Annotated in this window: 24 protein-coding genes; 13 read left to right on the top strand and 11 right to left on the bottom strand. The window is 64.1% G+C overall.

The window, feature by feature from the left end:
• Window positions 1-225: 225 nt before the first annotated feature.
• Window positions 226-2,178, bottom strand: coding sequence for a DNA primase (gene dnaG / locus CK224_RS07940; RefSeq protein WP_095781344.1), 1,953 nt, complete (start codon window positions 2,176-2,178; stop codon window positions 226-228).
• Between the two features lie 138 nt (window positions 2,179-2,316).
• On the bottom strand, window positions 2,317-2,679 hold the full coding sequence (locus tag CK224_RS07935; protein WP_095781343.1) for an RcnB family protein: 363 nt from the start codon (window positions 2,677-2,679) through the stop codon (window positions 2,317-2,319).
• Between the two features lie 363 nt (window positions 2,680-3,042).
• Between CK224_RS07935 and CK224_RS07930 the strand changes: the two genes are divergently transcribed.
• Both CK224_RS07930 and CK224_RS07925 read left to right on the top strand, forming a co-directional pair.
• Window positions 3,043-4,707, top strand: coding sequence for a Na/Pi cotransporter family protein (locus CK224_RS07930; protein ID WP_095779699.1), 1,665 nt, complete (start codon window positions 3,043-3,045; stop codon window positions 4,705-4,707).
• 245 nt (window positions 4,708-4,952) lie between these two features.
• Complete coding sequence (locus CK224_RS07925; protein ID WP_095781342.1) at window positions 4,953-6,134, top strand: MFS transporter; 1,182 nt, start codon at window positions 4,953-4,955, stop codon at window positions 6,132-6,134.
• 25 nt (window positions 6,135-6,159) lie between these two features.
• Here CK224_RS07925 and CK224_RS07920 read toward each other — a convergent pair whose 3' ends face one another.
• Window positions 6,160-7,536, bottom strand: coding sequence for a PLP-dependent aminotransferase family protein (locus CK224_RS07920; protein ID WP_170950369.1), 1,377 nt, complete (start codon window positions 7,534-7,536; stop codon window positions 6,160-6,162).
• 111 nt (window positions 7,537-7,647) lie between these two features.
• On the opposite strand from CK224_RS07920, the gene CK224_RS07915 reads away from it, so the two are divergent.
• On the top strand, window positions 7,648-8,031 hold the full coding sequence (locus CK224_RS07915) for a DUF983 domain-containing protein (protein WP_176477883.1): 384 nt from the start codon (window positions 7,648-7,650) through the stop codon (window positions 8,029-8,031).
• 27 nt (window positions 8,032-8,058) lie between these two features.
• Here the strand turns inward: CK224_RS07915 and CK224_RS07910 are convergent, their stop codons facing one another.
• A complete protein-coding gene (locus CK224_RS07910; RefSeq protein ID WP_066994598.1) occupies window positions 8,059-8,616 on the bottom strand; it encodes a GNAT family N-acetyltransferase in 558 nt (185 codons plus the stop codon).
• A 52-nt stretch (window positions 8,617-8,668) separates the two neighbouring features.
• Window positions 8,669-9,379, bottom strand: a complete 711-nt coding sequence (locus CK224_RS07905) for a DNA helicase (protein ID WP_066994597.1) — start codon at window positions 9,377-9,379, stop codon at window positions 8,669-8,671.
• Window positions 9,380-9,671: 292 nt separating this feature from the next.
• Here CK224_RS07905 and CK224_RS07900 point away from each other — a divergent pair, with 292 nt between their 5' ends.
• Window positions 9,672-10,661 (top strand): hypothetical protein, encoded by a 990-nt coding sequence (locus CK224_RS07900; RefSeq protein WP_095781339.1) that lies wholly within the window; start codon window positions 9,672-9,674, stop codon window positions 10,659-10,661.
• Window positions 10,662-10,670: 9 nt separating this feature from the next.
• On the opposite strand, the gene CK224_RS07895 is transcribed toward CK224_RS07900, so the two are convergent.
• Window positions 10,671-11,120 carry a GatB/YqeY domain-containing protein gene (locus tag CK224_RS07895; RefSeq protein ID WP_095781338.1) on the bottom strand — a complete coding sequence of 150 codons (450 nt, stop codon included), beginning with the start codon at window positions 11,118-11,120 and terminating at the stop codon, window positions 10,671-10,673.
• A 271-nt stretch (window positions 11,121-11,391) separates the two neighbouring features.
• Between CK224_RS07895 and carA the strand changes: the two genes are divergently transcribed.
• Together carA and CK224_RS07880 are read left to right on the top strand one after the other, a co-directional pair.
• A complete protein-coding gene (gene carA, locus CK224_RS07890; protein WP_066994593.1) occupies window positions 11,392-12,591 on the top strand; it encodes a glutamine-hydrolyzing carbamoyl-phosphate synthase small subunit in 1,200 nt (399 codons plus the stop codon).
• Between the two features lie 323 nt (window positions 12,592-12,914).
• Window positions 12,915-13,298 (top strand): helix-turn-helix transcriptional regulator, encoded by a 384-nt coding sequence (locus CK224_RS07880; protein WP_066994590.1) that lies wholly within the window; start codon window positions 12,915-12,917, stop codon window positions 13,296-13,298.
• 6 nt (window positions 13,299-13,304) lie between these two features.
• Here CK224_RS07880 and CK224_RS07875 read toward each other — a convergent pair whose 3' ends face one another.
• From CK224_RS07875 to mntR, 3 genes are all read right to left on the bottom strand, one after another.
• Window positions 13,305-14,573 carry a TCR/Tet family MFS transporter gene (locus CK224_RS07875; RefSeq protein ID WP_066994589.1) on the bottom strand — a complete coding sequence of 423 codons (1,269 nt, stop codon included), beginning with the start codon at window positions 14,571-14,573 and terminating at the stop codon, window positions 13,305-13,307.
• 144 nt (window positions 14,574-14,717) lie between these two features.
• Window positions 14,718-15,635, bottom strand: a complete 918-nt coding sequence (locus CK224_RS07870) for a neutral zinc metallopeptidase (RefSeq protein WP_067326758.1) — start codon at window positions 15,633-15,635, stop codon at window positions 14,718-14,720.
• Between the two features lie 367 nt (window positions 15,636-16,002).
• A complete protein-coding gene (gene mntR / locus CK224_RS07865) occupies window positions 16,003-16,455 on the bottom strand; it encodes a manganese-binding transcriptional regulator MntR (RefSeq protein WP_066994948.1) in 453 nt (150 codons plus the stop codon).
• A gap of 227 nt (window positions 16,456-16,682) precedes the next feature.
• On the opposite strand from mntR, the gene CK224_RS07860 reads away from it, so the two are divergent.
• The 3 genes from CK224_RS07860 (at window position 16,683) to CK224_RS07850 (ending at window position 19,668) form a co-directional block, all read left to right on the top strand.
• Window positions 16,683-18,032, top strand: coding sequence for an Nramp family divalent metal transporter (locus tag CK224_RS07860; protein ID WP_095781337.1), 1,350 nt, complete (start codon window positions 16,683-16,685; stop codon window positions 18,030-18,032).
• A gap of 45 nt (window positions 18,033-18,077) precedes the next feature.
• Complete coding sequence (locus CK224_RS07855; protein WP_095781336.1) at window positions 18,078-18,920, top strand: protein-L-isoaspartate O-methyltransferase; 843 nt, start codon at window positions 18,078-18,080, stop codon at window positions 18,918-18,920.
• A 97-nt stretch (window positions 18,921-19,017) separates the two neighbouring features.
• Window positions 19,018-19,668, top strand: a complete 651-nt coding sequence (locus CK224_RS07850; protein WP_066994573.1) for a dihydrofolate reductase family protein — start codon at window positions 19,018-19,020, stop codon at window positions 19,666-19,668.
• A 50-nt stretch (window positions 19,669-19,718) separates the two neighbouring features.
• On the opposite strand, the gene CK224_RS07845 is transcribed toward CK224_RS07850, so the two are convergent.
• On the bottom strand, window positions 19,719-20,585 hold the full coding sequence (locus CK224_RS07845) for a LysR substrate-binding domain-containing protein (RefSeq protein ID WP_095781335.1): 867 nt from the start codon (window positions 20,583-20,585) through the stop codon (window positions 19,719-19,721).
• 100 nt (window positions 20,586-20,685) lie between these two features.
• Here CK224_RS07845 and CK224_RS07840 point away from each other — a divergent pair, with 100 nt between their 5' ends.
• Entirely contained in the window at window positions 20,686-21,285 is a 600-nt protein-coding gene (locus CK224_RS07840) for a LysE family translocator (RefSeq protein ID WP_095781334.1), read from the top strand.
• A gap of 29 nt (window positions 21,286-21,314) precedes the next feature.
• Here the strand turns inward: CK224_RS07840 and CK224_RS07835 are convergent, their stop codons facing one another.
• Window positions 21,315-22,493: an MFS transporter gene (locus CK224_RS07835; RefSeq protein ID WP_095781333.1), complete on the bottom strand. Its 1,179-nt coding sequence runs from the start codon at window positions 22,491-22,493 to the stop codon at window positions 21,315-21,317.
• Window positions 22,494-22,686: 193 nt separating this feature from the next.
• Here CK224_RS07835 and CK224_RS07830 point away from each other — a divergent pair, with 193 nt between their 5' ends.
• From CK224_RS07830 to CK224_RS07820, 3 genes are all read left to right on the top strand, one after another.
• Window positions 22,687-23,043: a helix-turn-helix transcriptional regulator gene (locus CK224_RS07830; RefSeq protein ID WP_095781332.1), complete on the top strand. Its 357-nt coding sequence runs from the start codon at window positions 22,687-22,689 to the stop codon at window positions 23,041-23,043.
• Window positions 23,043-23,396 carry a hypothetical protein gene (locus tag CK224_RS07825; protein ID WP_245425766.1) on the top strand — a complete coding sequence of 118 codons (354 nt, stop codon included), beginning with the start codon at window positions 23,043-23,045 and terminating at the stop codon, window positions 23,394-23,396. The genes CK224_RS07830 and CK224_RS07825 overlap by 1 nt, the downstream gene beginning before the upstream one ends.
• Window positions 23,397-23,478: 82 nt before the next feature.
• Window positions 23,479-24,201, top strand: a complete 723-nt coding sequence (locus CK224_RS07820) for an SH3 domain-containing protein (protein WP_348628375.1) — start codon at window positions 23,479-23,481, stop codon at window positions 24,199-24,201.
• Window positions 24,202-24,427: the final 226 nt, after the last annotated feature.

Here is a 24,427-nt window from a genome sequence, read left to right as displayed (position 1 = left end):
GGCAGGCCTTTTGCCTGTCCAGTCGCCAGAACCTTACATCGCTCAAAATTTCCCACCGACGCCGGGCACGGTTAACGTTTCGAATCGTCCTGATTCCGCCAATCTGCCAGAAGGTCAAGCGCCTCTGGCATGATTCGCATGAAAAAAGCGAATCAATTGCCCGACTTAGAGGCGTCGAATCGACGCGCCTTGAGCATTTCCACTTCATTTCGGGCCGACCTGGGCCTAAGCGCGCCCAGCCCTGCCCGACGAAACGCCGAACCCTTCGATCAGCGCTTCCGTTGCCTGTACATCGTTGAATTGCGCTTGAATCTCAACGAGATGCCGGAAGTTTTCGTCCGACGGGTCTGCATCGAGCGCCGCCTGCGCCTGTTTCAGCTCCCTATGTAAGGTGCGCGCGCTGCGCTGCAAGTGCAGCGCTTGGTTGAAGGCGTCGCGGGCATCGTCAAGTCCCGCGGTTTCGAGCGCAGGCCACTGCCGCGCCCGCTTGATGAGCGCTACCGCGCGCTCCCAGATGTCGCCGCATCCGGCGCGCTCGATGGTGGCGATGACCGCGCCGCGGCCGTCGGCCGCGTCATGCGCCATCGCGTCGAGGATGGCGGCATGCAGCCGCCTGAGATCCGAATTGGCAAGGTCGAGGAATTCGACATGCGCGAAATTCTCGTCGATCAGCGGCGGATGGTTGACCAGCGCCACGATGATCGTCGCCTCGCGCACCGACATGGCCTCCCCCGTGCGCTTGACCAGCGCCGAGCGGCCGAGGCTTTCGGTGATGGCGGTGCGCGCGCCGGCAGCGCCCCGGCCAAACGCCCCGCCTGGCGCCGAACCTCTGCCGCGCTCGCCTGGCCGGCCGTCCTGGCGTCCCCCGTGTAGGCCTTGCCGCGCGCCGCGCTGCGAGCCGAAGAAGCTTAGGACGCGCTCGCGCATCTCCTGCTGATAGTGGTAGCGCAGGCTTTCGTCGCGGATGCGGCCGGTAAGCTCGCGCAGCGTGTTCTCGAGCTCCGCCCGCCGCTCCGGCGTATCGAACACGCCGCCGGCCGTCTCGCGCATCCACAGAAGATCGGCGAGCGGCCGCGCTTCCGAAAGCACCGCGCGGAACGCGTCCGGCCCATCCTCTTTGACCAGATCGTCGGGGTCCTTGCCTTCGGGCAGCATCGCGAAGCGTGCCGAGCGCCCGGCCTGCACCGACGGCAGCGCGAGATCGGCGGCGCGCCATGCCGCCTTCAACCCGGCCTTGTCGCCGTCGAAGCACAGCACCGGCTCCGGCGCCATGCGCCACAAAAGCTCGAGCTGGTTTTCGGTGAGCGCGGTGCCGAGAGGCGCCACGGCATTCTCGAAGCCGGCCTGTGCCAGCGCGATCACATCCATATAGCCTTCGACAGCGATCACCGTGCCGCCCTTGGCGACAGCTTTGCGGGCGCGGGCGAAATTGTAGAGCACGTTGCCCTTGTGGAAGAGCTCGGTCTCCGGCGAGTTCATGTATTTGGCCAAAGCATCCGGCGCCAGCGCGCGACCGCCGAAGGCGATGATCCTGCCGCGCGAATCCGGGATCGGGAACATGATGCGGTCGCGGAACCAGTCATAGGAGACCGGGATGTCGTCGCCATGCCGCACGAGTCCGCAGGCCTCGATGTCGGCCTTCGGCACGCCCTTGGCGGCGAGGTATTCCTTGAGCGCATTGCGGCTGTCCGGCGCATAGCCGAGCCGGAAGGACTGCTGCGTCGCCGGCGTCAGACCGCGGTCGCGCAGATAGGCGCGGGCCTTGGCGCCTTCCGGTCCCTGCAGGCGCTCCTGGAAGAAGACCGTCGCCATCTCCATGACGTCGGTCAGACTGGCGCGTTCCTTCTCGCGCTTTTCTTCTTGGGCGTCGCGCACCGGCATCGGCACGCCGGCCATCTCTGCGATCCTTTCGACCGCTTCGGGAAAGCTCATGCCGTCGAGCTCGGTCAGGAACTTGAAATGATCACCCGAGACCGAACAGCCGAAACAGTGATAGCGCCCCTTCTTGTCCTCGCAGTGGAAGGACGGGCTCTTTTCGCCGTGAAACGGGCAGCACGCCCAATAATCGCCGCGCGATGCGTTGGACTTCTTCCTATCCCAGGAAACGCGTTGACCGATCACCGAAGAAATCGGCACGCGGTCGCGTATCTCGTCGAGGAAGGCGGGTGGAAAGCGCATCGGGAAAGGCTCGTTTACCCTCCATATAATCAAGCAGCTTGGGCGCGACGACTCGATAAGCCCGATCGTACCCGCTTTTCACAGACAAAAAGAAGGCGGCCGCGCGGCCGCCTTCCCGTCTTTCGGACCATTCCCCGCTCAGTGCGCGGCGATCGCGCCGAAGATGATACCGGAGACGATGCTGACCAAGAGGTAGTCGTTGCCGACGCGAATCCACTCCTGGCCGGGGCCGGGACGGCGCAGCCCATAACGGTGCCAGTCGCGAACCGCCTGATGGCGCTTCCAGCTGGAATACTTCTGCCCATTGCGCCAATGGCTGCGCTTCACCACGACCTTCTTCTTCACGACGCGCTTCTCGACATGCCGGCCCGGCTTCTGCCAGTCGACCTGTGTGTAGGTCGACTGCGGCGGGCTCGGCTGAACGAGCGGCGCGGCCTGGCCCGAAAAGGCCGAAGCAGCCAGCATCGCGGCGGTCACGGTGGAAAGTATGAGACGTTTCATGGTCAGTGCTCCTTGGTTGTCGATAGGCAAGGAGATATTCCGGCTGGCATGAACCGAAACTGAACACTTTGGTTACAATTCCGTAATGATCTCCGTCGCTTACACAAGCAGCTTCACCAATTTACAGAAACCGGTTCAAGCCCAGGCTTCGCGTCGACGCGACATTTGCCGCCCTGTCCGACCGCGATCTGCAACCAAAGCACCTTCTATCCATTTCCGACACACGCCGTCGTGTGCCGAATGTCGGCCGAATCGGGTAAAATTTATTATCCGGCTAATGTAAACTGCTTTAGTCTCGACCTTCGAAATGCTTGCGATTCGCACCTTTTTCCGCTTCCTGGCCGCCTCGTTGCGAGGCTCGGCATGAGCGGATCCGTTGTCCTTCTGCACCTTGCCGGCGCAGTGGCGCTGATGCTGTTCGCCACCCGCATGGTAAAAACCGGTGTCGAGCGCGCCTATGGCGATGTGCTGCGTCACAGGCTGCGCGCCACCATGCGCAAGCCGCTGATGGCGGTGCTGGCCGGCTGTGGCCTCGCGATCGCGCTGCAGAGTTCAACCGCCGTCACGCTGCTGGTCGGCTCCTTCGCCGGCGCCGGCATCGTGTCGGGCGCCGCCGGGCAGCTTGCCGTGCGCGGCGCCGAGATCGGCTCGGCCTTGGTCGCGAAGCTTCTTACCTTTGATCTGTCGCTCGTGGTGCCGTTGTGCCTGGTCGCAGGAACCATCATGTTCATGGCCACCGAGCGCCGCGATTGGCGTCAGACCGGCCGCATCCTTGTCGGCATCGGCCTTCTGATCCTGTCGCTGGAGATGATCGGCCAAGCTTCCGAGCCGTTGCGCGACAGCCAGCTCATGCCGGTCATCATCGACTACTTCTCCGGCGATGCGATCAGCTCCTACCTGCTGGCGGCACTGATCACCTGGCTGTTCCAGTCGAGCATCGCGGCGGTCCTGCTCATGGCCACGCTCGCCGGCCGGGGTTTGATCACTCCGGAGCTCGGCGTCGTCCTGATCCTGGGCGTCAATCTCGGTTCCTCGATCATCGCGCCGATGCTCACCCGCTCGGCAGCGGCGGAAGTCCGCATCGTGCCGATCGGCAATCTTCTGATGCGCGGGCTTGGCTCGCTCGTGATGCTGATCCTGTTCATGATTTTCAGACCGCACTTCTCCTTCCTCGGCACGACGGCCTCCGGCCAGATCGTCAACGCCCATATCCTGTTCAACGTGATCATCCTGCTTGCCGGGCTGCCGCTCGCCGGCCTCGTCTATCGCGCTTCGCAGAAGATCGTGGCGCTCGGTACTAAGCCCGAACCGGCGGCAGCGCTCGACGTGGTCGAACTGTCGGCGCTGAACGAGAGCGCGCTCGACACGCCAAGCCAGGCCTTGGCCAACGCCACGCGCGAGGTGGTCCGGGTCTGCGAGACGGTCGAGATCATGCTGAAGCGGATCATCGAGCTCTATGAAAGCGCCGACGCCGGCAAGATCAAGGCGCTGGCCGCGCTCGACGACCGGGTCGACCAGAAGCACGCCGCGATCAAGCTCTATCTGGCCAAGGTCACCAAGAACCCCCTGAGCGAGGACGAGGCGCTGCGCTGCCAGGAACTGATCGGCGCCTGCGTTAAGCTGGAGCAGGTCGGCGACATCATCGTGCGCAACATGCTTGTGCATGTCAGGAAGAAGCTGGAGCGCGGGCTGGAATTCACGCCCGAGGGCTGGCGCGAGCTTTGCGCTTTCCATGCCTCGGTTCTGGCCAATGCGCGGCTTGCCTTCAACGTGCTGGTCTCGCGCGACCCGGAAACCGCCCGCCAGTTGGTGCTCGAGAAGGACCTGCTGCGCGAGCGCGAGAAAGAGACCAGCGCCAGCCACTTCGTGCGGCTGCGCGACGGGACCGCGAAAAGCGTCGAGACCAGTTCGATCCATCTCGACACCATCCGCGACCTCAAGCAGATCAATTCGCTGCTCGCCTCCATGGCCTACCCGGTGCTGGAGGAGCGCGGGCTGCTCGGCGGCTCGCGGCTGAAGGCGAGCTAGCATCGACCGACCGGCCCGCACAAAATTAGCCTTTGCTGATCCTCGCCGTCGGCTAGGTGACGGTGAGATTGACAGACGGCTCGGACTAGGCGTCCTCACGGCACGAAGAGGGCCTTGTGCTCGTTTAGGCGGGACCACTGCCCAACCCGGTCAAGAAAACCTAAAGCGGCATCGACAATTTCTGCATTGCCCGCAGCGTCCATCCATGGTTTGAGGCCAGCTCATTCAGGATCGCTGTCCGCGCCATGCTGCCCCTCATTGCCCTGTTCATTGCCGCCTTCGCTTTCGGCACGACTGAGTTCGTCATCGCCGGCGTGCTGCCGGAGGTAGCGCAGGGTCTGGGTGTTTCCGTGCCCACCGCCGGCTATCTCGTCTCCGGCTATGCCTGCGGCATCGCCATTGGTGGTCCGCTCCTGGCGCTCGCAACCAGCAGGGTCTCGCGAAAGTCGCTGCTCATCGCCCTGACCATTGCCTTCACTCTTGGCCAGGCCGCATGCGCGCTGGCGCCCGATTTCACCTCGATGCTTCTCCTGCGCATTGCCACTGCAGTGGCGCATGGCTGCTATTTCGGCGTCGCCATGGTGGTCGCGGTCGGCCTGGTGCGCGAGGACCAGCGCGGCCGGGCGGTCGCGGTCATCCTCTCTGGATTGACCGTCTCCAATGTTATCGGCGTTCCGGCCGGCACCGCGATCGGCGGTCTCTGGGGCTGGCGGGCGACCTTCTGGGTGATGTGCGCGCTGGGCGTCATCGCGATCGTTGCCATGCTTGCGCTGCTGCCCCGCACGGCAGGCGCCGCCAACCGACCCGCCGGCCTCGCGCGCGAGGTGCGCGTGTTGGGGCGTCAGCAGGTCTGGACCTCGCTCATCCTGATGCTGATGTTGATGATCGGCCAGTTCGGCCTCTTCACCTACATCACGCCGACGCTGCTCGAAGTCACCGGCCTCCACGAAAGCCTGATCCCGTTTGTGCTGCTGCTCAACGGCGTCGGCGCGACGATCGGCGTTCTCTTGGGCGGCAAGCTTGCCGACTGGAAGCTGATGCCGTCGCTGATCGCCATGCTTTTCCTGCAGGCGGTAATGCTTGGCGTCATCTATGCGGTCAGTCCCTACCCGGTGCCGATGATCGTCGCGATCGTCATATGGGGCGGCCTCAACTTCGCCATCGGCGCGCCGATCCAGACCCGGATCCTGGCCTGGACGGCAGATGCGTCGAACCTTGCCTCGTCGTTGATTCCCTCGGGCTTCAATGTCGGCATCGCGCTCGCCGCCTCGCTGGGCGCTGCGATGCTCAATGCCGGTCTTGGCTATCGCAGCCTGCCGGTCGCCGGCGCGTTTGCCATGCTGGTGGCCGTGGCGGTCGCGCTTGCCTCGCAGGCTTGGGAATCGCGCACCCGAGCGACGCCGCCGTTGCCGGCTGCGGCGGAATAGAGCCTCGGCGTGGCGCTCTGCCGCCTCAGACGTGAGGACGCAAGGAGCCAGAGCCGCCCGACAGGATCGACACCAAACTGTGAAGCCCCTCCTCCAGCCTTTCGTGACTGGATGCGGCACCCAACGCCAGCCGCAAGCCATCAGCGGCACTGGGCACGACGGAGAACTCTTCCGCCGGGCTGAGGGCCAATCCGCGACGGCGTGCGATCTCGGCGATATCCGATGAACACAATCGCGCATCCAGCGGATACCAAAGATGCAGGCTTGATTCCGTCGAGGCGAAACCGGCCGGCAGGATCTTGCGCGCGATCGTCTGCCTGGCCTCTGCTTCGGCACGCACCGCGGCGGTGATCTCGCCGGCCAGGCCGCTTCGCACCCACTCGCAGGCGAGCCCCGTCATCAGCGGCGGCGCCATCATGGTGGTGCCCCGGATTGTCGCCGCGATCCGCTCGACGGATTTCACGTCAGGCGCCGCCAGGAACGCCGTGCGCAGAAATGGCGAGATGCATTTCGCCAATGTAGCCACATGGAATGTCCGCTCCGGCGCCAGGCTGAGGAAGGCTGGCGGTGAAGTGGTCTGCAGTGGACTGTAGGGATCGTCCTCGACGATCACCAGGCCAAGCCTGCCCGCCATCCGAACCAGGTCCCGGCGCCGGCCCGCCGGCATGGTGAGCGTGGTCGGATTGTGAAGTGTCGCGTTGAGATAGAGAACGCGGGCGCCGTATCGTCGCGCCGCTTCCTCCAGATAGTCGGGGCGCATGCCGTCATCGTCGCGGCCCGCCCCAGCCAGCTTTCGCCCCGTGGCCTGCGCCAGCTCGATCAGGCCGGGATAGGTCAGCGCGTCCGTGAGGATCGTATCGCCCTCGCGGGTTTGCGACAGAAGGACGGCGGCGAGCAGCGCCTGCGCCCCCGAACCAACAGCAACGCGCTCGACAGGCAACCTGTCGCCGGCTGTGGCAAGCCAAAACGAGCCAGCGGCGCGTTCGGCGGGAGAACCCGGGCCGGGATGGTAGGAAAGCAGTGCTTCGGCGCTGGAACGTTTGAGCAGTCCCTCGATGCCACTCCGGATCAATGCCGGCAGGCTGAGGCCCGAAGGCGCCGGCGGAATGTTCATGCTCAGATCGAGGATCGGCTCTTCCGGCTCGCCGGGGGTGACGAAGGTGCCGCGACCGGTCGTTGCATCGATCAGGTTCCTGCGGCGGGCTTCGGTGAACGCCCGGGTGACCGTGGTCAGATCCACGCCAAGGAAGCGGGCAAGCTCTCGCTGCGGCGGCAGCCTGTCCCCCGGTTGCAGCCGCCCGATCGAGCGGGCAGCCGCAAGCGCCTCGACGATCTTGAGATAGAGCGGTCGTGAGTCTTCCGCCAAGGGAGAAAGCCAGCTGAGGTCCCCTTCACTGTTCATGCCACCGGTATCCATACATTTTGTCGCATTGTATGCATACAATAATCATATTAGTATGTATGCGTGACCTCAAGGCCGATCGAATGCATGCGAGGTCCTGGAGTGATGACCATGCACGACGCGCACTATCCCCACCTCGAACCCTGGCGGATCGGCATCCGCGGGCGATGCCCGCGTTGCGGAGAGGGCCGGCTGTTCGACGGATTTCTGAAGCTGGCGCCGAAATGCGAAGTCTGCGGGCTCAACTATTCTTTTGCCGATCCGGCCGACGGACCCGCCTTCTTCGTCATCTGCTTTGCCTGCGTGCCCTCCGTCCTGTTCGCCGTCTGGGCGCAGGTGACGTTCGAGCCATCCATGTGGTTCCACGCCTTCGTTTCGGTGCCGATCATCCTTGCGACCTGCATTCCGCCGCTCAGGCCGCTGAAAGGCTGGCTTGTCGCGAGCCAGTTCTACTACAAGGCCGCAGAAGGAAGACTGGCCAGGCCCGGCGAATAAGGTTCTCAAGTTCGCTTGCCTTGAGACCTAAAGGTCGATCCGGTACTTGAGGCTCTCCGCGCCACCATAGGCGGCGACTTTGGCGAACCGCCCGACGAGAATGCCGCCATTGGCGAGCACCACCTTCTGGGATGCAAGATTGTCGAGATCGGTGGTGATCTCGACATAGTCGAGACCGACCGCCCTTGCCTCGTGAAGCATCAGCCGCAGCGCTTCGGTGGCATAGCCGCGCCCCTTCTTCCATGGCATCACGGCATAGCCGATGTGGCCGAGCACGTGCGGCGGCAGCGCCGACGTGCCCTTCTGCCAGCGAAGCCCGATCGAGCCGGCGGCCTCGCCGTCCCAGATCCAGCGCCGGAAGCCCGGCAGACGCGGCACTGTCGTGCCGTCCGGCAGCGCGATCGGCGACCCTTTCGCCTCGGGGTCGTCCAGATCGGCGAGAAATGCCACCGGATCTTCTTCAATGGCCTCGAGCTGCTCGCGCGTAGCCTCCAGCAGCCGCACATTGTCCGGCGACCAGCCGCGCTCCAGCGCCGCCTTGTAGGATGGCAGATGCTCGAGCGCTGGTTTGACGAGTTCGACCATGAAGCCGTGTCCTTTGCGAGATCGGCAGGCATAGCCCCGGTCAGGATCGCCCTCAAGCTGACTGAAAGCGGATTTCGCCCTTGTTGAGGAAGCACATCTTGTCGAAGAGCGATAAATCGAGTGGGTTCGGCAGCCGGACATCGTCAAGGTCGGGAAAAGGCTTCCTGGACGCATCGTATGACCGGTCGACCTGGGAGATGAAGACCAGCACCAGCCCGCGTTCCCGGGCAAATGATCTCAAGGCGCGTATCTGGACCATGAGCTCGGGATCCTCGCGCTTCTGGTCGAGCAGTTGCAGATAGTCGATCACCGCCAGCGTGCCGCGCGGCGCCGACCCCAACGCCTCGATGATGTAGGCGGCGCTGATGGCGTCGGAATTGTCGAACTCGAACAGATGGTCGAAAACGGCAGGGTCGACGCCGATGTCGCGGAACCGGTCGAGGATATCGGCATGCATGTATTCCAGGGTGAAGAATACGGCGCGACTGCCCTGCTTCATGGCCGCCACGGCGAGTTCGAGGCTCATCAGCGTCTTGCCCTGACCCGGCCGGGCCGCCACGAGGACCATGTCGCCGGGTATCAGTTGCGCCAGCAGCCTCCCGGCGGGTGCGGCCTCGGCGGCTTTCGCCGCAAGCAGGCTCCAACTGCCAAAGCCTTCCTTGAAGGCCATGCGGTCAAGCGCCTCATGAAGGGGAACATTTTCCTTGCGCGACAGCAACCTCGCCTGGCGCTTCAGATGATAGACGGGTGCGGAAAGCCGCATCAAAAAACCTCCTATTGCGAGCAGTCTTCGCAATCCCTCCTTATGCCGATGCTCGAACAGTCGGTTTAGCGATCGAATGCCCTGCATGAACGATGCTTTCCCAACGGAGGGAGGAGGCGTGGGCGCGCCGGAATCAGATAGTAGCCAACTTCTTGCCTGTCGAAAATCGCAGATGCGCCAGCTTCGGCAGATCGCACTAGACAAGAAGTGTTTCGCCCATCGGCGCTATGCTCTTATGATTGGCGCAGGTGATTCACCACAAGCGATACCAGTTCGAGGGGGGATTAATCCGGTGCGGTTGATATCTGTTCCGCTTGGTGCCGCCGTCCTCTTCGTCCTCGCCGCTCTGACGGCATCGGTCGGCTCGTTCGCGGCGTTGCGCCCATCGAACATTCCGGACTGGCTGCAGCGCCATGTCGGCGACAACGAAGGTCAGATCTCGCAGGTCGTGCTGGAGCGGGCGCGCGCCCTCTACCAGAAGAAGGTCAGTGAAGGTTCGGTCAGCAACCCCTGCTACTTCGCCATGGATGCAACGCGGCCCGGCGACCTGGGCAACAGTGTGCTTGGCCAACGCTACTATATCATCTGCGAGGCCAAGCAGCTCTTTCGAGCGGTTTCTTCGGGCCATGGCGGCGGTCGCAATCTCAAAGGCGTTGCCGATTTCTCCAATGGCAGGCGTTGCGCGAAAAACTTCGGCAACGCGATGGACTCGGAGCTGACGGCAGGCGGAGCCTACATGACCGCCGAGACCAAGACGTCCTTCAAGGGCTATTATCGCGTCGGTGCGCAGAACGCGGTGTTCATGCGTACCTTCATCCAGTTCGATGGCGAAGGCGAAGCGGCGAACGCCAGGCAGCGCGTGATCGGCGGCCATCCGGCAGCCTTGCTCAGGGGCATGTGCCTGCGGAAAGATCCGAACAGCTCCTACGCCGACCATGACGGCTTCGTCCCGTTCGGCAAGCTGGTGAATTATGCCGGCGGCCGCAGCAATGGCTGCACCAGCTGGTCGCCGGCCGATGCCGAGCAGATCATCCCGTTGGTGAAGAACAACCCGACCACGCTCTACATCTATCCTGAATCGCGCGACATCGCCGCTGTGGCGCGCGCAAAGGCCGCCGGCCAAGCGCTGTCGGCTGCGGGCGTCTATTGGAACGCATCCTGCCTGAAGGAAATCGGCTCTCCGAAGTTCTGGCCGAAGAAGACCCTCGAGCCGATAATCGCGCTGTACAAGAAAGACCATCCGGCACCGCCGCCGCAGCCGGTGCCGATCTGCAAGAACTGAGCCGGTCTTCTACTGGAGCAGCCCCTTGATTATGGCGCTCGCCTTGGCGAAATCCATCTGGCCGGCATATTTCTGCTTCAGCGCGCCGATCACCTTGCCCATGTCCTTCTGGCTGGCGGCACCCGTCGCCGCGATCGCCTCGCGCGCCGCCGCCGTGATCGCCACATCGTCGAGCTGTGCCGGCAGGAACTCGCGGATGATCTCCATCTCGCCGCGCTCCTGCCCCGCCAGTTCCGGCCGCTTGCCGTCCTCGAAGGCTTTGGCCGATTCTTCGCGCTGCTTCACCATCTTGGAAAGGATCTGCAGGATCTCTTCCTCGCTCGCCGCCGGCTTGCCCGCGCCGCGATTGGCGATGTCGCGGTCGTGGATGGCGGCCTGGATCAGCCTGAGCGTCGGCAGCCGATGCTTGTCCTGCGCCTTCATCGCGCTCTTCATGGATTCGGCGATTTTCTCGCGCATGATGCTTCTCCTTCGATCGCGGCGGACAATAGCTTCGCCGGACGCTCAAGGCAAATCGCCGCAAACCATTGATTTTGCTCGGCTAAACAAATCGATTCCGCTCGGAGGAAGCGTCATTGACCGCTTTGGCGCTATCCCCTATGTACTGAGCCTCGCATGAACTGAAACTTTGGTTGCGCGCAGGCTCGCGAATTCGCCGCCGCGCGTCGTTTGCTGCGCGGATCGTCCCCTGCAACGGGATGATCCGGAAGCCGCCTCTAGGAGTGCCGCCATGGCCACGACCGCCCCTTGGGCCACCGAAAAGCCGACCGCCCTTCTGGTGCTCGCCGACGGCACGGTGATCGAAGGCCGCGGCCTCGGCGCCACCGGATCGGCGGTCGCCGAAGTCTGCTTCAACACCGCCCTGACCGGGTACGAGGAGATCCTTACCGACCCCTCCTATGCCGGCCAGATCGTCACCTTCACCTTCCCGCATATCGGCAATGTCGGCACCAACAGCGAGGATATCGAGGATTTGCATCCGGCTGCCCGCGCGGGCGCCGTCGGCGCGATCTTCAAGGCCAATGTCACCGACCCCTCCAATTACCGGGCAGCCGGGCATCTCGATCAATGGCTGAAGAGGCGCGGCATCGTCGCGCTTTCGGGGATCGACACTCGCGCTCTCACCGTGCTGATCCGCGAGAAAGGCATGCCCAATGCCGTCATCGCCCATGCACCGGATGGCGTTTTCGACCTCGACGACCTGAAGCGGCGCGCCGCCGCCTGGTCGGGCCTTATCGGGCTGGACCTCGCCAAGGAGGTCACCTCGGGTCAATCCTCGGTCTGGCGCGAGACGCCCTGGGCCTGGAACAAAGGCTTCGGCGAGCAGGACGAGCCGTCGCTGCATGTCGTGGCCATCGACTATGGCGTCAAGCGAAACATCCTGCGCCTGCTCGCGGGCCTCGGCGCCAAGGTCACCGTCGTGCCGGCCAAGACCGGCGCGGAAGAGATCCTAGCCATACAGCCGGACGGCATCTTCCTGTCCAATGGCCCCGGCGATCCGGAAGCGACGGGCGAATATGCCGTGCCGGTCATCCAGAACCTGCTGAAAACCGATCTCCCGGTGTTCGGCATCTGTCTCGGCCACCAGATGCTGGCGCTGGCGCTCGGCGGCAAGACCGAGAAGATGCATCAGGGCCATCACGGCGCCAACCATCCGGTCAAGGACCACACAACCGGCAAGGTCGAGATCGTCTCGATGAACCATGGCTTCGCCGTCGACGCCGACTCGCTGCCCGAAGGCGTCGAGGAAACCCATGTCTCGCTGTTCGACGGCTCGAATTGCGGCATCGCGCTGACCGGCCGGCCGGTGTTCTCGGTCCAGCACCATCCCGAGGCCTCGCCCGGCCCGCAGGATTCGCACTATCTCTTCCGCCGCTTCGTCAATCTCATCCGCGAGCGGCGCGGCGAGGAAGCGCTGGCAGAACGTTGACACGCGCTGTGTGTTAGCTATAATATCGCCGAAATAAAAATAAGAGCGGCGATATCCGGTGAAGACCATCATCCTCTCGGCGGCCGCGGCTCGTGATCTCGACAATCTACCCGCTGACGTTCGGAACCAAGTATCCGAGGGCTTGGTAGATTACGCGATAAGCGGTCGAGGAGATGTAAAGCGCTTGGCTGGCAGAGATGGCTACAGGCTGCGGATCGGTCGCTACCGAGTTATATTCGACGAGGATCGCGCTACTATCCTAGCTATCTACATAGGAAAACGCGAGACAACAACCTACAGCAGGTCATAACGGGACAAGTGTCATGAATGCCCCGCAAATCATCAAAACCTCAACCGGCGAGGAATTGGTCGTGATCCCCAAGGCGGATTACGAGGCGTTGCTGCATGCCGCCGAGGAGGCTCTCGAAGATGCTGCGGATGTCGCCATCTATGACGAGCGAAAAGCCGACCTCAAAACCGAAAGGACGCTACCGGCGGACGTGACCATGGATGTCTTGCGCGGCTCCAGTCGACTAAAGGCGCTGCGCAACTGGCGAAAGCTCACCCAAGCCGAACTGGCTGCGGCGATCGGTGTCAGCCAGGGTTTCCTATCGGACCTCGAATCCAATCGCCGTAAGCCGTCTGAGCAGACCAGCGCAATGCTGGCGAAGGCGCTCGATATCCCCGGAGAATGGATCGAGCCTTAGTCGTTCTCAGGCCGCGTCGGTCGCCGCTTCCTGCGCGTGCATGCGCTCGACCTCCTTCGGTGTCGGCTTGGCCACCTTCGTCACGAAGACGATCACCGCCAATGTGAGGAAAACCGCGCCGAGCACATAGGGCGCGCCGCCGAACTCAACCGGCGCGCTTGGGCCGGTGAACCAGGAAAAGATCGCCGTATAAAGCAGCGGCGTGATGATCGAGGTGATCGAGAAGATCGAGGTCATCGCGCCCTGCAATTCGCCTTGCGCCGAAGGCGGCACCTTGGCGGCCGCAAGGCTCCTCAATGGCGGGTCGGCGAGCGCTTCCAAGCAGCCGGCGACGATCACCGCGTAGATCATCCAGCCCTGCGTCGCAAACGCGTAGCCGAAGGCGCTGAGCGCGGTGAAGGTAAGGCCGATCGCCGCCGTCCTCCACTCGCCGAGCTTCGGGATGACACGCGGCAGCACCGTCGCCATGACGATCGCGCCGCATAGGCCGAAGGCGCCGAGCGAGAAGCCGATCTGCTGCTCATTCCAGCCATAACGGTAGCTTGAAACGAAGGACCAGACCGCCGGATACATCATGTGGCCGAGCGTCATCAGGAAGAAGACCAGCCCGATCCAGCCAATGCCGGGATAGTTGCGCATCTGGATGAGCGTGCCGACCGGATTGGCGCGTTTCCATTCGAAGCGGCGACGATGCTGCTCGTCCAGTGTCTCCGGCAGCAAGAACATCGCGATGAGGAAGTTCACCAAGGCGAGCCCGGCGGCGAAGTAGAACGGCACGCGCGGCCCGAATGTGCCGAGCAGTCCGCCGAGCACCGGGCCGATGACGAAGCCGACGCCGAAGGCAATGCCGAGCAGGCCGAAATTCTTGGCCCTGTTCTCGTCGTTCGAGATGTCGGCGATGAAGGCCGACGTCGTCGAATAGCTGGCGCCGGAAATGCCGGCGAGCACGCGTCCGATGAATAGCATCGGATAGGACCAGGCGATGGCGCAGATCAGATTGTCGATGGAGAAGGTGAGCACCGAGGCAAGCAGGATCGGCCGCCGCCCGAAACGGTCGCTTAAGCCGCCGATGACAGGCGCGAAGAAGAACTGCATCGCCGCATAGACGAAGAACAGCCAGCCGCCCTCGATAGCCGCCTCGCTTACGCCGGCGCCGGTCAGCTCCTGCAGATAGGCCGGCAGCACCGGCATGATGATGCCGAAGCCGATGACGTCGAGCAGCAGCGTCGTGAAAACGAGCGCAAGGCCCCGCTTGGCGGTCTTGGGGTCGATCATGGTGACAAGCTCCTCGGCCGCCTTGGACGGGAGGCTCTTATGGGCGAGACAGCCGGCCGGAACAATAAGCGAACGACCGCAACTGCCTCATCCTGACATCAGTTCCCGGCAGCCCGCCGCGGTGCCGCAGCCCTGCGTCGCTGTTCAGACCGGATTATTGAATGTATCGCAGTCCGAAAGCTTGCCGCTCTTGTAGCCGCGCGCCAGCCAGGTCTGCCGCTGCGCCGACGTGCCGTGGTTGAAGCTTTCCGGAACCACATAGCCCTGCATTTTTTTCTGCAGCGTGTCGTCGCCGATCTGCTTGGCGGCATTCAGCGCGCTTTCCATGTCGCCCTGCTCCAGAATGCCCTTCTGCGCGGTATAGTGCGCCCAGACACCGGCGAAGCAGTCTGCCTGAAGCTCGACCCGGACCGACATCTGATTGGCCTCGGCCTCGCCCATGCCCTGCCGCATCTGGTTGAATTTCGACATGATGCCGGTGAGGTTCTGCACGTGATGGCCGACCTCATGCGCGATCACGTAGGCGCGGGCGAATTCACCCGAGGCGCCGAACTGCTGGTCGAGCTGCTGGAAGAAGGTCATGTCGAGATAGACCTTGTGATCGCCCGGGCAATAGAACGGTCCCGCCGCCGAAGAGGCAAAGCCGCAAGCCGACCGGATCTGGCTGCTGAACAGCACCAGTTTCGGGTCCTCATAGGTGAGGCCATTGGCCTTGAAGATACCGCTCCATGTGTCCTCGGTCTCGGCGAGCACGGTCGCCACGAACTGTTTCATCTCGTCCGAGGCGGGCGCGCCGCTGTCCGGCGAACTGCTGTCTTCGGTAATCTGGCCGCCGCCGCCCGGCACAAGGCCACCACCTTCACCCAGGATTTGCGATGGATCGAAGCCGAAATACCATCCGGCGAGAACCACCAGAATGACGAAGATGATGCTGCCGCCGCCGCCCGCTCGCCCCCCGATCGGAACGCGGAACTGCCGCGGACCGCCACCGCCGAACCCGCCGCCGCTGTCGCTGCGCTCGTCCTCGATATTGTCGCTCTGACGGCGGCCTCTCCAAAGCATGGCAACTTCCTCGCAATGCAGATGTTCTGGAAGGTCCGGCCTAAGACCGCCCCCTTCAGACAATTATCGCAACGGTCACGCCGAGTCACAGCATTTTTGCTGACCAAAAGACCGCGCGTCCGGCTCCAGATGGGAGGAGAATTCAGAGCTTTTGTTTCGACCGGTTTCGGCCTCGGTCTTTGCGCTCGTCACGAGCCGCCGCCTGTCTCAACCCGTTGGCCGCTTGCTAGCCCTTCGTGGTCCGTGCCTGTTCAACGCCCGTCGCTTCCTCCCTTCCACGCGATCATCGCGCAACGTCAGGAGCAACGTGCGTACCGTTCGGCGGTTCCAGCGACTCGTCGGTCGGGAAGTTTAACGCTGGCCGGGCTCAGCGTGTCGTCATCGCCCTGCGAAATGCATCCAGCGTCTCGGCGCTGACATGGTGCTCGATGCCCTCGGCATCGATCCGTGCCGTCTCGGCGCTGACACCGAGCGAGCGCAGGAAGGCTTCGACAGTCTCGTGACGGATGCGGCTCTCCTGCGCCACCTTGCGACCGGCGTCCGTGAGAAACACCCCGCGATAGGGTTTCCTGGACACCAGCCCATCGGCGCAGAGCCGTGTCAGCATTTTTGCCACGGTGGGTTGCGCGACGCCAAGCCTGGCCGCGATATCGACCTGACGGGCCTCGTTTCCGTCCTCGATCAGATCGGCGATCAGCTCGACATAGTCCTCGACAAGCGCGCTGCGGCGCGCTTCGCGGGTCTGCCTGAACCCTTCCGAATGGATTTCGGCATCAGGAAGCGGCTTTTCGCGTCGAACTGGTCTGTTCCTCAGCGCCAATACGCGCTCCTTCATGGCTGAATCGGCTCCGCACTCATAGCACGGACCGTAGTGCTCTGGCCGTTTATTTGCATTCCCGGGTCGGCGCAACCCGGCGTTTGCTGCTGCACGCGGCGCCTATCGGCTTGCATCACAAGAGCTTGAACAATGAAGTATAGCCTGTTGCATAATGTTCAGCCTTAGCATACATAGTGGCGATCCTCGATACCCTTCCAGCGGACCCCCCGATGTCAGAAGCAGTGTCCCGTCCCTCGTGGCAATTTGCCCGCTCCGATGAGACTGAGCAGCCCAGTCTGCGCGAGGTCAATGCCTCGATCAGGGTGCCCGACACCGGTCTCTGGTTCCGCCGCCTGTTCGCCTTCATGGGTCCCGGCTATATGGTCTCGGTCGGCTATATGGACCCGGGCAACTGGGCGACAGACCTCGCCGGCGGCGCCCAGTTCGGCTACACGCTGCTTTTCATCATCATGCTGTCGAACCTGATGGCGATCCTGTTGCAGGCGCTGGCCGCCCGCCTCGGCATCGCCACCGGCCGCGACCTCGCGCAGGCCTGCCGCGCCTATTATCCGCGTCCGGTAAATTTCCTGCTCTGGATCGCCTGCGAACTGGCGATCATCGCCTGCGACCTCGCCGAGGTGATCGGCACGGCGATTGCGCTGCAGCTCCTGTTCGGCATCCCGCTGATCGGCGGCGCCGTCCTCACCGCGCTCGACGCCTTCCTTGTGCTGCTGCTCATGAACAGGGGCTTCCGTTATCTCGAGGCGTTCGTCGTCGCGCTCCTGATCATCATCTTTGGCTGCTTCGCCATCCATATCTTCGTCGCCGCCCCGCCCGCAGGCACAATCCTGCATTCGATGTTCGTGCCGTCGTCCCAGATCGTCACCAACCCGACGATGCTCTACATCGCCATCGGCATCATCGGCGCCACCGTGATGCCGCACAATCTCTACCTGCACTCCTCGATCGTGCAGACCCGCGCCTATGAGCGCACCGATGCAGGCAAGCGCGATGCCATCAAGTGGGCGACCACGGATTCGACCATCGCGCTGATCCTGGCGCTGTTCGTCAACGCGTCCATCCTGATCGTCGCGGCAGTGGCCTTCCACGGCACCGGGCACCAGGATGTCGCCGAGATCGGTCAGGCTTTCGAATTGCTGTCGCCGCTGTTGGGCTTGAGCATTGCCTCGATCCTGTTCGCGGTCGCGCTGCTCGCCTCCGGGCTCAACTCGACGGTCACCGCCACGCTTGCCGGCCAGATCGTGATGGAAGGCTTCCTGCGTCTGCGCATTCCGCAATGGGCGCGCCGCCTGCTGACGCGCGGCCTTGCCATCGTCCCCGTCGTGATCGTCACCGCGCTCTACGGCGAAAAGGGCACGGCCCAGCTCCTGGTCTTCAGCCAGGTCATCCTGTCGATGCAGTTGCCCTTCGCCGTTGTGCCGCTGGTGCAGTTCGTCTCGGATAAGAAGAAGATGGGCAGTTTCGTCATCTCGCGCGGTGTCGCCGCACTCGCCTGGGTAGTCGCGGCGATCATCCTGGTGCTCAACTTCAAGCTGCTCTTCGACACTTTTGCCGGCTGAGTTCGAGCCGCGACATCCCGGCCGGCCGCGCTATCTTCTGAAAGCATGACCGTTTCGGACGACGCCCGAAAATTCTACGCCAAACTGATGGCCGCGCATGCGCGCTCCGCCGATCCCCGCATCGAGGAGGCGTTCGCCTCCGTGCCGCGCGAGGCCTTTCTCGGCCCTGGACCTTGGACCGTCTTTGCCGGCGACGGGGCGTTCAAAACCCCGACTGCCGATCCCGGCTACATCTACCAGAACGTGCTGGTGGTGCTCGATGCCGACAAGGGCATCAACAACGGCGAACCGGTTCTGCACGCCATGTGGATCGGCAAGGTCGAACCGAAACCCGGCGAAGCCGTCACCCATATCGGCGCCGGTACCGGCTACTATACCGCGCTGCTGGCAAGGCTGGTCGAGCCCGGCGGCAGCGTCACCGCCTTCGAGATCGAAGCGGATCTCGCCGCGCAAGCCAAGGTGAACCTCGCGGCCTATGGCAATGTCGAGGTCGTTGCCGGCGACGCTGTCGCCGGCCCGCTGCCGCCCTCCGACATCATCTATGTCAATGCTGCCGTCATTGCCCCGCCCCCTGCGTGGCTGAGGGCGCTCAGGCCCGGCGGCCGGCTGATCTTCCCCTGGCGGCCGGCGCAGCGAATCGGCCTCGCCGTGCTGGTCACCCGCATGCAGGCGGGTTTCGCCTGCAGGCCCTTCATGGGTTCCTGGTTCATCCCTTGCGTCGGCGCCTCCCTCGCCGGCCCGGAGGCAAGAGTGCCAACTCGCGAACGCGCCAGCCGCACGCGCTCGATCTGGCTGACCGAAGACAAGGCGCCCGATCGCACTGCCACTGCCGTGTTCGGCGATGTCTGGTTCTCGTCCCGCGCCATGCGCGCCGACAGCGAACGATAGAAATCTGCGGGAGCCTGTGTCGGAACGTAGGCTCGTCGCCCGTCCTTAGGCCGAAATCCGGCCGCGACGGCGCGGATCACGAAAAGGGAGAAGACAGATGCGCAAGATCATCGCCGCCACATTCGTCAGCCTCGACGGCGTCATGCAGGCTCCGGGCGGCCCGGAAGAAGACCCGGTCGGCGGCTTTCAATTCGGCGGCTGGACCTTCCATTACTTTGACGAGGTGGCGGGGGAGGCAATGGACGAATTGTTCTCCAAGCCCTTCGCCCTGCTGCTCGGCCGCAGAACCTATGACATCTTCGCCGCGTATTGGCCGTATCAGAAAGATTCGATCGCAGATGCCTTCAACCCGGCGACCAAATATGTCGCGACGCATCGGCCGGATAGCCTGACCTGGCAGAACACGCAGCCGCTTGGACCAGACGTCGTTGCCAGGCTCAGGCAGCTCAAGCAGGAAGACGGACCCGATCTGCTCATCCAGGGTTCGGGCAATCTGATCCAGACCCTGCTCGCCAATGGGCTGATCGACGAGATCCGGTTGATGATCTTCCCGCTGTTGCTGGGCAAGGGAAAGCGCCTGTTCGGCGATGACGCGATGCCCGCCGCCTTCAAGCTCATCAAGTCGCAAACCACCAGCACGGGTGTCATCATGGCGACCTATGAACGTGGCGGCGACGTCAAGACCGGATCTTTTGCGACAGAGCAGCCTTCCGAAGCCGAGCTCGAACGGCGCAAGAACTGGAAGTAGCGCCAAGGTTCCTCGCCCCCAAAGCGGGGGCGAGGAACGAAAAGTGTCGCTCACGCTGCCTGGCGATGCCGCGCCAGACCCTCGCGGATATGAGTGGCGAATGCCTCTGCCGTCGGCCTGACGGCATGCTTCGGCAGGTGCAGGTTGACGGAAAAATTCGGCAGCGCCGGTAAGTCGGCGTCGGACAGGATGTCGAGGTCGGCCGGAACCGTCGAGGCGAGCCAGGTGGTCACCGCAAGGTCCGACCGTACCGTTGCGGTCGTTGCGTCGATGTTGCCGTTCTCGAACACGGTGCGCCAATCGAGCCCATGCGTGCCGAGCGCCGCCAGCACCGCCGGACGGAAGGCGCAGGTATCCGCGACCATGGAGACCGGCAAAGGCCGCTTCAGGCGCGCGGAGCCGCCTTTGGCGCCGACCCAGACCAGCCGGTCGACCACCAGGCACTCGCCGGCCGTCGGACCGGCCCGCTCCTCGATGACGGCAAGGTCGATCGTCCCTGCCGCCAGCGCCGCCGCGAGTTCCGGCGAAGAGGCGCAGACCAGCGAAATCTCCACCTGCGGATAGGCTTCGGCGTAGGTTTTCAAAACAGGTTGCAGCAATGTGCCGACAAGATCGTAGGGCACGCCGATCCGCACCCCGCCGGCGACCGCCTTGCCGCTTATCTCCGCCAGAATCTCGTCATTGAGCCGCAAGAGACGCCGGCCCTTGTCGAGCAGCCGTTCGCCCGAACGCGTCAGTCTCAAGCCGCGGCGGTCGCGCTCGAACAACATCTGGCCAAGGATCTCCTCCAGCCGCTTGATCTGCTGGCTGACGGCGCCCTGGGTCAGATTGAGGGCGTTGGCCGCGGCCGTCATGCTGGCTTTGTCGGCCGTCGTCACGAAGGTGCGGACAAGTGTGGTGTCGAGATCGCGAAACATCGCTGCATTATAAACACTAATGCAGACCATATCCAACATTGCATTTACTGATAGCGCCGAGCGCCTAACATGCAGGCTCCTTCCACCGTGGAGGCTTTGGATGTCCGAAACCATCGTCCCCCTTGTCCTGTTCGCGTTGATCTCGACCTCGACGCCCGGCATCGCCACGACGTTGTCGACGGCATCCGGGGCGCAGTTCGGCTTTCGCCGATCGGTGCCGCTGATGGCCGGCAGCGCCGCGGGACTGGCGTCGGTAGCGGCGGCGGGCGCTGCCGGCCTCGCCGGGCTGCTCGCCGCCGTCCCTTCGCTCCAGCTGGCGATGAAGATCTCCGGCTCGCTCTATCTGATCTGGCTGGCGATCAGGATCGGCCGCAGCGGCCCGCCCGAGCTCGACGTGAGCATGGCCAGGCCGAACAGCTTCTTCGGCGGCGCCGGCATCCAGTGGATGAATCCCAAGGGTTGGGCAATGGGCCTGGGTGCGGCCGCCTCCTTCGCGGCGCTTGCCGACGGCCCCTTGCAGTTGGCATTGCTGCTCGGTGCCGTGTTCGGCCTTGCCGCGGCCGTCTCGCTGTCGCTCTGGTGCGTAGCCGGCACGCTGCTGGCACGTTTGCTACGAACCGAGCGGCAATGGCGCGCGCTCAACATCGTGCTTGGCCTGCTGCTGGCCGCCTCCATCCTGCAGATGTGGCGGCCAGCCTGAGGCGGGCAAGTCCTTCAGGTTTGCGAAGTCTATTCCGCCGGCATGGCGACCGGGCGGGCGAGCGCGCGACCCGCGAGCACCACACCCAGCCCGCCGATCGGGAATACCGCCGCGACCAGCCCGAGATCGGCCGGCGCGCCGAAACGCAGCACCGCACCGCCGACCACCGCGCCGAGCGCGACGCCGAAATAGAGCGCCGAGGCGTTGAGCGAGAGCACGATCGGGGCGGCATCGGGCGCTATTTTGATGATCCGGCTCGCCTGCGCCGGCGGGAAGGCCCAGCCGACGATGCCCCACGGCACCATCATGCCCATCAGCGCCGGCCCGGCGATCGAATGCGGCAGGGAGGTCGGGATCAGCGACAAGGTGACGAGCATCGCTGCGCTCAGCCCCAGCGACCAGCAAACCGTGCGCGCCGCGCCGAAACGGTCCGCCGCCTGGCCGCCGGCGATGTTGCCGATGACGGCGCCAACGCCGAATGCGAGCAGCATGCCGGGAAGCGCCAGCGGACTGAGGCCGCCGCCCTCGATCGCCAGAGGCGCGATGAAGGCAAAGACGGTGAAGGCGCCGACCAGCGCCAGCACGGTTGTGACCAGGATCGGCAACACGCCGGGACGGACCGCCGCCGCGAGCCGCGCCTTGAGCGGCAGCCTGGTGCCGACAATGCCGCGCGGCAGCCGCCACCACAGGATCCCCCCGGCAAGCGCGCCGAGGCCGGCAATGGCGAAGAAGGTGCCGCGCCAGCCGGCAATCGCCGCCACCAGCGCGCCGAGCGGCGCGCCGACCGCGACCGCCACCGTGGTGCCGCCGACCACGACCGCGATGGCGCGGGCCCTGTGATGGTCGTCGACCAGCGCCACGGCGGTGCCTTGCGCGGTTGCCGCGAACAGGCCGGACGATAGCGCCATGACGATGCGTGCTAGGAGCAGCAATTCGAAGGACGAGCTTAGCGCCGCGACGATATTGCCGATGACGAAGAACACCAGCGTCCACAGGATGACGCGTCGCCGGTCCCACTCGCCGGTCAGCGTCGCCAGGATCGGCGCGCCGATCGCATAGGCGAGCGCGAAAGCGGTGATCAGCGAGCCGGCGAGCGGAACGGAGATGCCGGCATCCGCGGCGATATCGGGAAGAAGGCTGGAGATGACGAAGCCTTCGGTCGAGATCGCAAACGATCCGAGCGCAAGCCAGAAGATCCGCTTGTCCATTGGATATGTCCTTTGTTCAAAAGTTATTGAACAATTGGACCTGAAAGGGCCATGATGTCAACGGCGCTTGGGCAAATTAGCCGAACCCTCCTGACAGCCCTGTGTCAGGACGCGTAGAAACCGGGAAGCTGTGTAACCAAGCAAGAAGAGGAGACGCGTTGAAGTCGGTGCCGTTTGCGCTTAATTCTCAGCGATGACCTTGCCTCATCCGAACGCCGATCAGATCAGCCTGCCGATCGTGCTTGCCGTGCTTGGCGACCCGACCCGGCTGGCCATCGTGCGCTTTCTCGCCAGCAAGGAAGGCGTGCCGATGAACTGCGGCAAGTTCCTCGACCTCGCCTCCAAGACCAATCTCAGCTACCACCTCGCCAAGCTGCGCGAGGCGGGCGTCACGCGCACCGAAGCGGTCGGCACCAGCCGGCTGATCACCCTGCGCCGCGACGACCTCGACAGGCGCTTTCCCGGCCTGCTCGACAGCGTGATCGCGGCCGCCGGCGAGGACAAGGCGCTTCCAGCGGTCGGCACCGCCGATGCGGAGATCGACGCCTGATGCGCATTGCCGTTCTGGCCGATATCCATGGCAAGGTGCTGGCCCTCCAGCCTGCCGGATCGCGTTGTGCGGCAATAGCCATCGCAGCGAGCTCATCCGCATTCCCGCCGGCGCATGTCTCCGAGCAGGACAGCCGGCATGCGCGCTACGGCATCGTCGAGCTGGATGCCTCCGGCCGCTCCGAGGCGATCGCCATCGCCTACGACCATGAAGCTGCCGCAAAGCAGGCCGAAGCAGCGGGACGGCCGGAATGGGCGCACGCGCCGCGGACCGGATTTACAAAGATTGAGCGCAGCTCATATCTAGAGCGAAGCTCATATTCAGGATTGAGCCCAGCTCATATGCAGGGTTGAACGAAGTTCATATCTGATTGAGCGGAAACGCCAGGACTGCAGTGCATTAAGGATGAAGCGCAAAGTCACGCTCCGATCGACATTGCTGATCGCCGCTCCTTTGCTGCTGGCCGCCGTGCCGGCTTTGGCCCAGGACGCGCCAGCCACGATCATTTCGATCATCGGCGGCCTCGCGCCGGACGATCTCCTCAACATCCGCACCACCGCCTCCCCGGATGGAAAGATCGCGGCGCGCCTGCCCAACGGCACGGCCGTGAAGAATTACGGCTGCAAGACCGTCAACAAGTATCCCTGGTGCAAGGTCGAAGACACGCAGGACGCGCATATCGTCGGATGGGCGCCGGCCCGCTATCTCAGCCCGAACAACCCGGCCCCGGCGCCCGAGGATGCAGCCGTGCCGGCAACTGACGCCGGCCCGCCACAGGAAGCGAACGCGCCGGAGCCCTCTGAAGAACCGCAGCCGGACATCGCCGCGCGCCTGGGTCGCAGCGAGCCGGCCGATCCTCCTTCCGCGGCCGATATCAGCGCCATCGCCATGCAGGATGCCTACGCCCTCGCCTTCGCCGCCTCGGCAATCACGGAGTCCGACACCCCTGCCCCAGACGCCACCGACGGCATCCCCTGCGCGCGCCGGATCGGCCAGCCGATGACCCGCTGCCTGATCAGCGTCGCACATGAGGCCGGCGACAGCGTCGTGACCGTGACCTGGCCGGACGGCGGCACGCGCATTATCCACTTCCATGACGGCAAGCCGGCCGGCTCCGACTCCTCCGACGAGTTCCGCTTCCCCGCGAAGGCAGCTTGAACATGATCCGCATCGGCGTTTCGGAGCGCTTTGAGATCACGGATCAGCTGGCACTGGGGAATTGATAGGCTGAAGACGCCGGCGGGACAGTGCCCCCTCTGTCCTGCCGGACATCTCCCCCACTTGGGGGGAGATCGGCTGTTTTGGCGCCTCGCTTTTTCTTCGCCGTCGAAAATTGGCGAAAGCAGTCGTGACGTCCAATCTCCCCCCTCGTGGGGGAGATGCC

The organism is Mesorhizobium sp. WSM3862 (assembly GCF_002294985.1).
Taxonomy (GTDB): Bacteria; Pseudomonadota; Alphaproteobacteria; order Rhizobiales; family Rhizobiaceae; genus Mesorhizobium.
Note: the sequence above shows the minus strand (reverse complement) of the source record. Positions and strands in the feature narration are given on the sequence as shown.